Source organism: Roseovarius sp. MBR-78 (assembly GCF_040547535.1).
Taxonomy (GTDB): domain Bacteria; phylum Pseudomonadota; class Alphaproteobacteria; order Rhodobacterales; family Rhodobacteraceae; genus Roseovarius.
Map to the genome: position 1 here is coordinate 1 of NZ_JBEPPX010000045.1, position 12,705 is coordinate 12,705.

The window sequence follows — 12,705 nt, forward strand, 5'->3', positions numbered from 1 at the left end:
GGCCCGCGATCTTCACGACGACTTCGTCCAGATGCCAGACATCGCCGGGGCGCGGCTGCCGTCGCCGCAGAACGTGCGCGATCAGGGGGCCAAACTTGACGGTCCAGCGCCGGATCGTCTCATACGAAACGTCCACGCCGCGTTCCAGCATCAGCTCCTCGGCCTCGCGCAGGCTCAAATTGAACCGGACGTAGAGCCAGACAACATGAGCAATGATCTGAGGCGGAAACCGGTGGCGTTTGTAGCTGATTTTCTCTGTCTGCATCGACACCGCCTACGCCCGGATCAATAAGCCAGCAACCTCAGGGCCGTTAACGTGACAACACCCCGCAGCGCAGGGTTCAGGGCAATTTTTAGAGGTGCCCGGTACAATCTCAGGCGATGGTGAAGCAGGTTGTTCCGTCTGGTGCGAGAGATCAGATAATCTTTCCCTCGCGCAGGAAACGTTGGGTGAGAGCTGTTTCCTGCAACCGCATAAGTCGGTGGGCATTTTGCATATGTTCAGCGAGAATTGTCCGAGCAGCGGCACTATCGCCAGAGCGCAAAGCGTCAAGCAGGCGAGACTGGTAATCGAGCCCCGAAGACCACAGCTCTTGATTGGGTTGTGAATAGAGCTTTCGCGAAACCGTGATTTCGGCCAGCATGTTTGCAATGAACCGGATCAGAAAACGCAACAGCGGGTTGCCCGACATTTCTGCCAAAACCGCATGAAATCTGAGTGACGCAATATGTTGTTCGCGTTCCTCCTGTGCCGAGCGCGCGGGTTCGGCGTAGCAGGTCATCACATCCTGGAGTGCCAGAAGTTGGGCCTCACAGAGCTTGCCTGCCAGTGACGCCGCCAGTTCCGGCTCCAGAACAGTACGGATCTGATAGACATCATCAATCGTCAGATCCTGAAAATAGAAGTAATTGCCCAAAAGCGCGGTTGCGCGTTCTTCGGAGACCTGATGCACGAACACCCCGCCCCCCGGCCCGGTGCGCGATTTGACCAGCCCTTGCGCCTCCAGAATACGGATCGCTTCGCGGATGGTGCCCTTGGCCATGCCAAAACGGCCGATCAGCTCGGTCTCCGACGGCAGCCGGTCCCCCGGCCCCCAGCCGTTTTCCATGACCCAGGACTTGATCGCCTCGGCCACCTGTTGCGGGCGCGACAGGCGTTCAGGATTCGAGCGGGTGATGGCAGGCGGCAAACTGGTCTCCTTCAACGGCGCGCAGCCCGGGCACCTTGGCGCTGCACAGATCGGATGCGCGCGGGCAGCGCCCGGCGAAGGCGCAGCCCGGCGGCGGGTTCAGTGGGTCCGGCAACTCGCCCGATTGCGCGCCTCCCAGAGGGCGGCCCACAACCGGTGCCGAGTCTGCCAAGAGCTTGGTATAGGGATGGCGCGGTGCTGCAAAGACCTGTTTGGCAGGGCCGGTTTCCACCAATGACCCGAAATAGAGCACGGCAATCCGGTCGCTCACCGCCTCGACCACGGCCAGATCATGGCTGATGAACAGGTAGGTCAGGTTGAATTCCCTCTTCAGATCGGCGAGCAGGTTCAGCACTTGCGCCTGCACCGACACGTCCAGCGCCGAGACCGGCTCGTCGAGGATCAGGATACGCGGCCTGGCGGCAAGGGCGCGGGCGATCCCGATGCGCTGCGCTTGCCCGCCGGAAAACTCATGCGGGTAGCGGCTGAGGAATTCGGGGCGCAGGTTCACCGCATCGAAGAGTTCGGAGATCCGGTTGTCTAGCGCGTGGCCCTTGAGGCCGTGCAACAAGCGCAGCGGCACTTCCATGATCTGACGGATGGTCTTGCGCGGGTTCAGGCTTGAAACCGGATCCTGGAAAACATACTGGATCAGCCGCCCGAAGGCGGCCGGATCGGCGCGATCAAGCGCGCGACCCTCGATTTCGATTACCCCCGATGTCGGCGGCAAAAGCCCCACTAGCATCCGCGCGAGGGTGGATTTGCCGCATCCCGATTCGCCGACGATCCCCAGCGTCTCGCCCGTGCGGACCTCCAGCGATACCGGGTGGACGGCATGGACCTGCGCGCGCGGCGGGCCGATCAGGCGCTTGCCAATGTCAAAGGTTTTAGCCAGATCGGTCGTTTTCAAGGCAAGCGTCATTTTACGCCCTCCGGTAACAGGCAACGGACTTTCCGCGTGTCGCCTTGTAGATCGATCGCACCCTTGCGGCAGGCCTCCTGCGCCTTGTCGCAGCGCGGCGCAAAGGCGCAACCCGGCGGCAGGTCATCCACCGCAGGCGGGAGACCAGGAATGGCTGCCATCACCCGCCGCCCGCCGCCCAGTTCCGGCACGCAGGCAATCAGGCGCGCGGTATAGGGATGCGCAGGTGCCGCCAGCACCTCGGCGGTCGGTCCGGTTTCCACGATCCGGCCGCCATACATGACCGCCACACGGTCGCAAAGCTGACCCACCACGCCGAAATCATGGGTGATGAACAAAATTGCCAACCCCCGGTCGCGCCGCAGGTCCGACAGCAGCGCCAGAATCTGCGCCTGCACGGTCACATCCAGCGCCGTGGTGGGCTCGTCGGCGATGATGATGTCGGGATCATTGGCCAGCGCCATGGCAATGCCCACGCGCTGGCGCATGCCGCCCGACAGTTCGTGTGGATACGCCCCCGCCCGCGCCTCTGAATTGGGTATGCGCACATCCGCCAGCAGCTTGACCGCGCGCTCATGCGCTACGGCATGGCTGACGGGCTCATGCACGCGGATCGCCTCGATCAGCTGATCGCCGATGCGGTAAAGCGGGTGCAGGGTCGAAAGCGGGTCCTGAAAGATATAGGCCACCTTGCGCCCCCGCAGCGAACGCAGCAACTCGTAAGGCGCGCCAATCAGGTCCTTGCCCTCCAGCCGCACCGCACCGCCGGTGATCACACCAGGCGGCGACGAAACCAGCCCCATCACCGACAGCGCCGTGACCGATTTGCCCGAGCCAGACTCGCCGATCAGCCCCAGACATTCGCCTGGCTCGAGATCGAGTGAGACCTTGTTGACCGCCTTGTAGATGCGCGAGCCGACGTGAAACTGCGTCTCCAGATCATCAATGCGCAACAGATCTTCACCACTCGGTGCAGGGGTGCCGGCACGTTCCACACGCGTGGTGGCCATGGGCCGCGCCAACGCGCCCGAGCGTAGCCGCGGGTCTAATGCATCGCGGATGCCGTCGCCCAAAAGGTTGACCGACATCACAATCAACAGGATCATCACCCCCGGCACAATGGACGTATGCGGCGCCGTAATCAGCGCCGAGCGCGCCTCGCCCAGCATCGACCCCAGATCAGCCTGCGGCGGTTGGCTGCCCAGGCCAAGGAAGGAAAGCCCTGCCGTTTCCAGAATCATCCAGCCAATGGTGGTGGACATGGCAATCACCACTACGGGCACGATATTCGGCACCACCTCTGTCAGCAGAATGCGCGTGTGCCCCGTGCCCGCCAGCTTCGCCGCGTCAATGAATTCCCGTTGCGCAATGCCCACGGTCACGCCGCGTATATTGCGCGCAAAAAACGGAATGTTCACCACCGCAACGGCGATCAGCGCATTCAGCAATCCCGGCCCCAACACCGCCACAATCGCCAAAGCCAACAAGATGTAGGGAAAGGCCATTAACATATCGACGCCGCGCATGGTCACGTTATCCGTGCGTCCACCAAAATAGCCCGCCACCACACCAATGGCTGCGCCCACCAACCCTGCGACCAGCGCGGCGGCAAAGCCCACGGCAAGGCTTAGCCGCGTGCCCCACATCAGTCGCGACAACAGATCGCGCCCCAGATGGTCGGTGCCCAGCAAGTACCCCTCCGACAGGGGCCGCAAAAAACGATTGGCGGTGTCGGTGTCATTCGGGGGATACAGCGGTAAAATCGGCGTCAGCAGCGCCAGCGCCACGATCACGCCAAGCACCACCGCCCCAAAGCCTGCCAGCTTGTTGCGAAACAAAAGACGTAGAAACAGGGTCATGTGCGGATCCTCGGATCAAGCAGGCTTTGTGTCACATCAACCACGATGTTGAAGCCGACATAACAAGCGGCCACAAAGACCACGCCGCCCTGCACCAGCAGAATGTCGCGTTTCAGAATGCCATCGACCAACATTCGACCAATGCCCGGCCATTGAAACACCATTTCGATATACACAGCACCCGACAGCACAAACCCTGCCTGAATGCCCAGAACCGGAATGATGCTGACCATCGCCGCGCGCAGCGCATGGCCCCAGATCACGCGGCGCTCATGCACGCCCTTGGCGCGGGCAGTGCGGACAAAATCCTGCCGCAACACTTCAAGCATCGCGCCCCGCGACAGCCGCGCGATCACACCGGTCGCAACCACCGACAGCGCCAGCGCAGGCATGGCCAGGTGCCGGATCAGATCCGGCAGATCACCGCCGCCCCAAATCGCATACATCCCCGACACCGGAAACCACTGCAATTGCACCGCAAACAGCAGGATCATCATCATACCAAGAAAGAACGAGGGCACCGAAATGCCAAGGATCACCACAAAGGTAATCGCCTTATCCGCCAGCCCATACTGGCGCGCAGCAGAGACCACGCCAGCCATAATGCCCAACACCGAACACAGCACGAAAGCCGTGCCAGCAAGGATCAGCGTGGCTGAAAACCGATCCAGGATCTCATCCAGAACCGGACGGTTCAGCGCAAAAGACCGCCCGAAATCACCTTGCAGCAGATTGCCCAGCCAGATGAAATATTGCCGCCATAACGGCTCATCCAATCCCAGATGGCGGTTCAACCGTTCAACATTTTCAGGTGTTGCATAGCTGCCCAGAATAGCGGACGCCGGGTCACCGGGGATCATCGCCATGATAAGGAACACGATCACAGTGATGCCCAGCAACACCGGAATAGCCGACAGCAGGCGTTTCAGAATATACCCGCCCATGCCTATCCCTGCCTTTCATCTTTCTCAAAATACTCAAAAAAGGGGGCGCAACCGCGCGCCCTCTCGGCTGCCTAGTTCTTCACAACGTCCTTCAAGAGCAGAAAGAATGACGGCTCCAACTGGAAATTTGCCACCGCATCCGATGTCACGGCATTCTGCTTCCAGTTCGCCACGAACACCCAGGGTGCATCTTCCTGCACGATCACCTGCATCTCGCGATACAGCCGCGCGCGCTCTGCCTGATCGGTGCTGACGCGCGCGGCTTCGAGCAGCGCATCGACTTCAGGATTGGAATAATAGCCAGAATTAAACCCACCCTTGTCCGGCCAGGCGTCGGTGCGCAGCGCCAAGAACGGCAATGTGTCTGGATCGTTCGTCATCCACGCCATCTCAGCCATATCGGCCTCACCCTCCAATCCAGGATTTACCTTGCCCAGAAAGGTGTTCCATTCATAGGTTTCGATCTTCACATCAAAACCCACCGCCGCCAGATCGGCCTGGATCGCAGTAGCCATTGGGACCGGGTCCAACATACCAGACCCGCCCTCAGTCACATAGAAGGTCAGGCTTGCGCCCTCGGCCCCGGCCTCTGCGATCAATGCGCGCGCACGATCAGGATCATAGGGGTATGGCTCCAGGTCTTCGTTATACGCCCAGGCAAAGGCAGGCGGCGTGGGCCCTGCGGCAATGGTGGCGGTGCCTTCCAGAACGTCATTGACCAATGCGCCCTTGTTGATCGCATAATTGGCGGCCTGTCGGACGCGCTTGTCGGCAAAAGGGCCTTCTTTGGCATTCAGGATCAGAAACCACAGGTGCGGCCCGGCCTGTTCATGCACCGTATGCGTGGCGCCTTGAAATTGCGAGATCGCAACAGGCGGAACCTCGACCATGACATCAATGCCACCTGCCAGCATCTCGGCCACGCGGGTATTGGCGTCGGTGATCGGACGGAAGATGACGGCTTCGGTGCCTGCCGTGCCGTCCCAGTAGGTATCATTGCGGGTCACGACAACACGCTCATTCGAGCGCCACTCGGCAAATTGAAAGGGCCCGGTGCCAGAAGGATTGCGCCCGAAATCCGCGCCATGTTTCATTACGGCGGCGGGCGACACGATCAGCCCGGTCGGGTAGGCAAGGTTTGACAAAAATGGGGCGTAGGGCTCCTTCAGGGTGAATTGCACTGTGGCTGCATCTAGGGCCTCAACTGACTCAATCGCGCGGAAGAAGAACGAAAGCGGGAAAGGACCGGTATTGTGATAGGGGTGGTCCTCCTTCAACATCCGCTCAAAGTTCCAGACAACAGCCTCGGCATCAAAGGCGCTGCCATCATGAAAGCTGATCCCATCACGGAGGGTAAATGTATAAGTTTTGCCATCCTCGGAGATTGTCCAGGATTCAGCCAAGGCAGGCTCGACCTCCAGTGAGCCAGAGCGGTAGCGCACCAACCCGTCATAGATATTCATCAGAATCCGGAAATCATTGACGGCGGTAACCGCGTGCGGGTCCAGCGCCTGCGGTTCGGCAATCTGCCCCACAACCAATACGCCCGGTGGCGTCTGTGCAGTGGCGGGTGCGACAAGCGCAGAGCTCGCCAACAAAGCGGCAGTCAGGATCCCGAAGCTACGACGGGTCAGTGATGAAAAAGCCATAGTTGGCGCTCCCTGTTGCTGGATTATCCTGTATTATTTATCATGATAATTTACATTGGTCAAAACTTTCAGGATAAATAGGGTGTAGCAGGGGAATTATCTGATGACGTTTTCAATACTTGCGCAAGATTCAAGCAGTGGCGCATTCGCTGGCGCGGCGGCAACGGGATCGCTTTGTGTTGGCGGCTGGGTGTTGCGGGGCGATTCGCGTGCGGGCCTGTCGGCATCGCAAGGGGCGGCCCCGTCGACTATGTGGGGCGAGGATGCGCTGGATTTGATGCGCAACGGCCTAAGCGCACAAGACACAGTTACATCGCTGATCACAGTAGATCGCGGGCGTGACTGGCGGCAACTCGCCGTGCTGGATCGGGCAGGCAATACCGCCTGTCATACAGGAGACTCAAATACCGACTGGAAGGGCGCGCTGATCGCGCCTGGGCTGGTGGTATCAGGTAATTTGCTGGCCGGTGCGCACGTTCTGCAAGCGCTCCGCGATACCTATCTTGGCACAACCGGCCATGTGGCGCAGCGTCTGATTGCTGCCCTCAGCGCAGCCGAAACGGCCGGAGGAGACACGCGGGGTCTACAATCCGCCGCGCTTTTGGTGGTCTCGGATGACGCCCCCCCGCTAAGCCTGCGCGTGGATTGGGCCGAACACCCGATTCCGGCACTTGATGAGCTTTACTCACGCAGCCAAAGCGGGGATTACGCCGCTTGGCTGCCCACTGTTCCCACCCGCAACAACCCGGAGCGCGGCCATGACTGAAATCAATTGGGGCGCTCTGGCGCAAAGCTGGCTGGACAGGCTGGCGCAATGCTCTGAACCCGGACGCGGCGTCACGCGCCTGCCCTTTACCCCAGAGCATCGCGCCGCGCTCGATATCCTGACAGAGTTAATGCAAAATGCAGGTCTGACCGTGTCGATGGATGCAGCAGGCACGCTGATTGGTCGGCTGGACGGGTCGGCGGACGGGCCAGTGTTGCTGTTGGGGTCGCATCAGGATTCCGTTCGCGAAGGTGGTGCCTATGACGGTATCATGGGCGTGGTTCTGCCAGTCCTCGCCATTCAAAAGCTGCACGCCAGCGGGCGCGCGCTTCCCTTTTCCGTAGAAGTTCTGACTTTTGCTGATGAAGAGGGCGTGCGCTTTCCTACCGCACTCATGGGTCCACGCGCATTGGCAGGAACATTCGACATGGCCGCGCTGGATATGCAGGACCGCGATGGCATCTCACTGCGCCGCGCCATGAAAGATTTCGGCCTTGCGCCCGAAAACCTACCCGGTCTGAAACGTAACCCTGCGAATATTCTGGGTTGGGTCGAGGTGCACCTGGAACAAGGGCCTGTGCTGGAACATGCAGAACAGCCAATAGGAATTGTTACAGCAATATGCGGGATCGAGAGGCATAGTGTTACCTTGACAGGCATGGCCGCGCATGCGGGCACAGTGCCGATGGAGCTGCGCCGCGACGCGCTGGCCGGCGCGTCGGAATTTGTGCTCGCGGTTGAAGCCTTGGCCCAGAACACCGACGGATTGTTAGCCAATGTCGGCGAATTGCAAGTCAGACCAAGCGCGGTCAATGCGGTTCCGGGCGAGGTAACATTGACGCTGGAGTTGCGCGCTCCGTCCGATGACCTGCGCGAAGAGGCGGCCCAAGAGTTGACCAGCAGGGCCAATGACATCGCAGTGCGCCGCAACCTGGCACTGGATATCAGTCGGACATATGCACAAGCGGCAACCCCTTGTGCGCATGAACTCAGCTCACGACTGGCGCAAGCAGCCCGCAAACAGGGCCACAAAGCCCTGCATATGCCCTCGGGGGCCACGCACGACACTTCGGCAATGGCGGATCTTTGCCCAGTGGCAATGCAGTTTACGCGCTGCAAGGACAGTATTAGCCACCACCCCAACGAAAGCGTCGATTCAGCTGCAATGTCTGCTGCGATTGATGTCTTGTGTGCTTTATTACAAACCGATCTTACAAACTAACCTTCGAAAGTCAGATCGTTTTAGCCCGGATCAATGAACCAGCAACCTCAGGTCCATTAACGTGACAACACCGATGCAAAGCCAGTCGCCGTCTTGGTTGGAACTTTGGTTTGGCCTGCCCTTTCTTGCAATGAACCACCATCGAAACCGACGCACATGTCTGTAATCGCAGATTCCTATTTGCCTCTTACGAAGCGGTGCCTTGCAATCTAGGCAGATAGGCTCAGCTACACAGCTTGTGTGCGACCTTACGGCACTGGACGATCTGAAGCTCTTGCAACCCCCGCATCCTCCAGCTGTTCGGGGTCTGGCAGGTCGCGCAGGCTCTCCATCCCAAAGGCCGCGAGGAACACGCCTGTGGTGACGAAAGTATAGGGCGCGCCTCGCCGTGGTGACCGGGGTCCGGTCCAGATCAACTCGCGCGCATGCAGCCGCCCGATCAGATCGCGGCTGATCTCCTTGCCGAAGATATCCTTGAGGCCGTCGCGGGTGATCGGCTGGTGGTAGGCGATAGCGGCGAGGACAGCGACATCGAATTCGCTCAGGTCCAGCAATTGATCCCCGACATCCGCCGCGGCGCGGATCGCGGGCGCGTAGGCGCTCCGTGTCCGGAACATCCAGCCGCCTGCCAACTGGGCAATCTCGAAGGCCCGCCCTTCCAGGTCAGCCGCCAGATCCGCGACCAGCAAGTCGACCGAGGCCCCCTGCCCCACCACGCGCGCAAGATCCTCGCGCGGGACGGGCGCGGCACTGGCAAAAAGCACCGCCTCGATCCGGCGCATCCATTCCCGCCAACGCAGCTCCGGCGGCAGCTCGGCCAGTTCGCGGTCCAGGTCGGGCTCATTACGGTCCTTTGCCATCGCTACACCCCGTAGAGCCGGAAGGTGTCCCGTCCGGTCAGCTCTCGCGCCGCACCCAGGTCGACCAGCCGGTCGCAGAGCCGCCGCGCGGCGCGATCTGGTAACGGCAAGGCTGAGGGCGCAATCGCATCGCGGGTCAGGAACATCTCGACGGCGTCGCCCGCCCCCTTCGCCCGAAGCTTTGGCGCGACCGCCTTCAGGTGCGCAGCCCTTCGCGCGAGGTCTGCGGCGAGGCGCACGGCTTCGACCGCCGATGAAACGAGCGCGCGATGACAGGCAAGACGCAGATCGTCCCCGCGCTTGCGCAGGTCGGTGCGCTTCAACCCGACAGCCAGCAGGGGCACGACGTGATCCCAGCCAAGCGCCTGGGCCAAGGCGGCGTCGGCGAGGATCAGCGAAGATGTTTCTGCACGCGGTGCGTCCGTCAGGACAACTTCCAGCACCAGCGCCGCCCGCGTCACCGGCACCCCCTGCCCCGCATCCAGCCACGTGGCGATCTGGTCCGGCTCGAAGGTCGGTAGTGCTCGGCCCAAAGCCTTGACCGACAGCGACCGCTCCGCCGCGCGACGCCAGGAAAGGTAAGTTTCCCCCGCCGGTCCGGGCAGATCGCCGAGACGCAGAAGGTGTACCGTGTCGCGCAACTCCCCGGCCCGTTCAGGACGACCCGAGAAGGTCATGCAGGCCTCCGCGGCGCGCAGCGCCAGGCGGTCCCGAAACAAGGGCTGGGGCACCTCCTCGTGCCTGAGTACAAGATGCAGGTGAGCGAGCGCCGCGCCCGACAAAAACGCCACATCTTCAAGGGTTTCGGAACGTGCCAAGGTGATCCAGCCGGGCATCCGGGGTAACGTATCTTGGTCGTCGATGGGAGTGTCCCGAGCAAATGTCATGCTTGAAGTCTACATCGCTACGGCGCTTTCTTCCACAAAATATTGCTAAAACCGCCTCACCTTGTACAATCTTTTAATGTCCAATAAGTTTGCATTATCGGACATTAAAATATATGCGGGGAACCAGTTCAATTTCATTGCTGGATTCGCTGGGAAATGGCCTCAGAGGACGAAAAACCGACTTCATCAAACTCTGATGCGATCCATACTGCTCAGGGCGACGCGAGAAATCAAGAAAAAAGCGATGGGATCACTCTGCCCTCCCATGTTGCGGGGTCCGGCAGCCTTGATCGCCTGGTCGACACCGCCCGCGACTATGCCCGCGCTGCAGCGTCCGACAACACGCTGACGGCCTACGCGAAGGATTGGGCGCATTTCACGCGCTGGTGCCGGATGAAGGGTGCCGAGCCTCTACCGCCGTCTCCCGAGATGATTGGGCTCTACCTGGCCGATCTGGCGTCCGGTTCGGCCCCCTCCCCTGCCCTATCAGTTTCGACAATCGAGCGCCGCTTGTCCGGCCTTGCCTGGAGCTACGCGCAACGCGATTTCACCCTCGATCGCAAGAACCGTCACATCGCCACGGTGCTGGCCGGGATCAAACGCAAACACGCCCGCCCGCCGCTGCAGAAGGAGGCGATCCTGGCCGAGGATATTCTCGCGATGGTGGCCACCCTGCCTTTCGACCTGCGCGGGCTCAGGGATCGGGCGATCCTGCTCTTGGGCTATGCGGGCGGGCTGCGGCGATCCGAGATCGTCAGTCTCGACGTCCACAAGGACGACACGCCCGACAGCGGCGGCTGGATCGAGATCTTCGACAAAGGCACCCTGTTCACCCTGAACGCCAAGACCGGCTGGCGCGAGGTCGAGATCGGGCGCGGCTCATCAGATCAGACCTGTCCCGTCCATGCGCTTGAGCAGTGGTTGCATTTCGCGAAGATCGACTTTGGCCCGGTTTTTGTGCGCACATCTCGCGACGGCAAGCGCGCACTCGAGGCTCGACTGTCAGACAAGCACGTTGCACGATTGATCAAGCACACCGTTCTGAAAAGCGGCATCCGCGGCAATCTCCCCGAGAAAGATCGCCTGGCGCTGTTTTCGGGCCACTCCCTGCGGGCCGGTCTCGCCAGTTCTGCCGAGGTCGACGAACGCTACGTCCAGAAGCAGCTCGGGCACGCCTCGGCGGAAATGACCCGCCGCTATCAGCGCCGCCGTGACCGGTTCCGGGTGAACCTGACCAAGGCCGCAGGGTTGTAAGGCCCCTGCCCGGCTGGCTGCCGAAATTCAGCTCTTGATGAATCCAGCCACCCTCCCATATGATGCGTGATGACTGATGCGCGGAGAAACCCCCATGAGAACAACTCTTTCTATTGATGACGATGTCCTGCTTGCAGCCAAGGCGATCGCGGGTCAACAAGGGCGCAGTTTGGGTGAGGTGGTATCCGAGCTTGCGCGGCGCTCGCTGAAACGTCCCGCCTCCCCGGCCGAACGTAACGGCATTCCACTTCTGACATCTCGCCCTGGCTCCCCTCCCGTGACGATGGATGTCGTGAACTCCCTTCGGGATGAGGCACCGTGACATACCTTCTCGACGTCAACGTCCTGATTGCCCTGATTGATCCGGCCCATGTCGCCCATGACGATGCGCATGATTGGTTTGCAAACGAAGGTAGCGCGTCGTGGGCCAGCTGTCCGATTACAGAAAATGGAGTAGTGCGAATTCTCGGCAACGCGAAGTATCCGAACTCGCCCGGATCTCCAGCCGTCGTGGCTGGGATCGTGGAGCAACTGCGCGCCTTGCCCGGTCACAATTTCTGGGCCGAAGATTTCAGTCTTGTCGGATCTGACGCTATCGACGCAAGCCGAGTTCTGACCTCCGCACAAGTCACGGATACCTACCTACTGGCTCTGGCAAAGGGTCGTGGCGGTCAACTTGCCACGTTTGACCGGCGTCTGTCCGTGAATGCGGTGAGAGATGGAAAGGCCACACTTCATCTGATCCCGTCCGGCAAATCCATGTGAACACACCACCGAGGTAAGGAGCGCCAGAGCGACAGATGAGGCGGATGAAACATGGACCTCCAAGGAACTCAGGGCGCGGGCGAGTCAACAAGCACAAGTTCTTCGTGCCTCGGCAACAGAGGGAGGTTTGCGATTTCAGGCGTATTTGCCGCCCAGACTCGCTCTCTGGGTCCTTGATCGGATCGAACGAGGCGTGTTCACCGACCCATCCGAAGCTGTCTTCGTTCTTCTCGATGAAGCCCGCGAGCTGGAGCTGGAGCCGCATCAGCATCTGCGACAGGAACTGTTGAAGGGTTCTGTTGCAAAGATTTTAGGTTTGAGGTTGGCCCAGCATTATACATTGCCTTAGAAGGTGACGTCGCAGCGATGGTTGGATGGGTACGATGG

Annotated in this window: 13 protein-coding genes; 5 read left to right on the top strand and 8 right to left on the bottom strand. The window is 60.7% G+C overall.

The features are described from left to right. The 6 genes from ABIE58_RS19225 to ABIE58_RS19250 all read right to left on the bottom strand — a co-directional run. Window positions 1-265, bottom strand: a 265-nt coding sequence (locus tag ABIE58_RS19225; protein ID WP_502950122.1) for an IS6 family transposase, incomplete at its 3' end; no start/stop codon positions are given. A 151-nt stretch (window positions 266-416) separates the two neighbouring features. Continuing rightward, a complete protein-coding gene (locus ABIE58_RS19230; protein ID WP_354546258.1) occupies window positions 417-1,190 on the bottom strand; it encodes a FadR/GntR family transcriptional regulator in 774 nt (257 codons plus the stop codon). Continuing rightward, window positions 1,159-2,112, bottom strand: coding sequence for an ABC transporter ATP-binding protein (locus ABIE58_RS19235; protein WP_354546259.1), 954 nt, complete (start codon window positions 2,110-2,112; stop codon window positions 1,159-1,161). Before ABIE58_RS19235 ends, ABIE58_RS19230 begins: the two co-directional genes overlap by 32 nt. Next, a complete protein-coding gene (locus ABIE58_RS19240) occupies window positions 2,109-3,971 on the bottom strand; it encodes a dipeptide/oligopeptide/nickel ABC transporter permease/ATP-binding protein (RefSeq protein WP_354546260.1) in 1,863 nt (620 codons plus the stop codon). Before ABIE58_RS19240 ends, ABIE58_RS19235 begins: the two co-directional genes overlap by 4 nt. After that, window positions 3,968-4,915 carry an ABC transporter permease gene (locus ABIE58_RS19245; RefSeq protein WP_354546261.1) on the bottom strand — a complete coding sequence of 316 codons (948 nt, stop codon included), beginning with the start codon at window positions 4,913-4,915 and terminating at the stop codon, window positions 3,968-3,970. Before ABIE58_RS19245 ends, ABIE58_RS19240 begins: the two co-directional genes overlap by 4 nt. 71 nt (window positions 4,916-4,986) lie before the next feature. Continuing rightward, complete coding sequence (locus ABIE58_RS19250) at window positions 4,987-6,564, bottom strand: ABC transporter substrate-binding protein (protein WP_354546262.1); 1,578 nt, start codon at window positions 6,562-6,564, stop codon at window positions 4,987-4,989. Window positions 6,565-6,667: 103 nt separating this feature from the next. On the opposite strand from ABIE58_RS19250, the gene ABIE58_RS19255 reads away from it, so the two are divergent. Both ABIE58_RS19255 and ABIE58_RS19260 read left to right on the top strand, forming a co-directional pair. Continuing rightward, window positions 6,668-7,330: a DUF1028 domain-containing protein gene (locus ABIE58_RS19255; RefSeq protein WP_354546263.1), complete on the top strand. Its 663-nt coding sequence runs from the start codon at window positions 6,668-6,670 to the stop codon at window positions 7,328-7,330. Then, the gene (locus tag ABIE58_RS19260) at window positions 7,323-8,552 is read left to right on the top strand and encodes a M20 family metallo-hydrolase (RefSeq protein WP_354546264.1); all 1,230 of its coding nucleotides are present in this window, start codon (window positions 7,323-7,325) and stop codon (window positions 8,550-8,552) included. The genes ABIE58_RS19255 and ABIE58_RS19260 overlap by 8 nt, the downstream gene beginning before the upstream one ends. Window positions 8,553-8,800: 248 nt before the next feature. Here the strand turns inward: ABIE58_RS19260 and scpB are convergent, their stop codons facing one another. Then, window positions 8,801-9,412 (bottom strand): SMC-Scp complex subunit ScpB, encoded by a 612-nt coding sequence (gene scpB, locus ABIE58_RS19265; protein ID WP_354546265.1) that lies wholly within the window; start codon window positions 9,410-9,412, stop codon window positions 8,801-8,803. Between the two features lie 2 nt (window positions 9,413-9,414). After that, window positions 9,415-10,299, bottom strand: coding sequence for a DUF1403 family protein (locus ABIE58_RS19270; RefSeq protein WP_354546266.1), 885 nt, complete (start codon window positions 10,297-10,299; stop codon window positions 9,415-9,417). A gap of 156 nt (window positions 10,300-10,455) precedes the next feature. Here ABIE58_RS19270 and ABIE58_RS19275 point away from each other — a divergent pair, with 156 nt between their 5' ends. From ABIE58_RS19275 to ABIE58_RS19285, 3 genes are all read left to right on the top strand, one after another. Beyond that, window positions 10,456-11,553 (top strand): tyrosine-type recombinase/integrase, encoded by a 1,098-nt coding sequence (locus tag ABIE58_RS19275; protein WP_354546267.1) that lies wholly within the window; start codon window positions 10,456-10,458, stop codon window positions 11,551-11,553. A gap of 94 nt (window positions 11,554-11,647) precedes the next feature. Beyond that, complete coding sequence (locus tag ABIE58_RS19280) at window positions 11,648-11,875, top strand: hypothetical protein (protein WP_354546268.1); 228 nt, start codon at window positions 11,648-11,650, stop codon at window positions 11,873-11,875. After that, a complete protein-coding gene (locus ABIE58_RS19285; protein ID WP_354546269.1) occupies window positions 11,872-12,318 on the top strand; it encodes a TA system VapC family ribonuclease toxin in 447 nt (148 codons plus the stop codon). The genes ABIE58_RS19280 and ABIE58_RS19285 overlap by 4 nt, the downstream gene beginning before the upstream one ends. The last annotated feature ends 387 nt before the right edge of the window (window positions 12,319-12,705 follow it).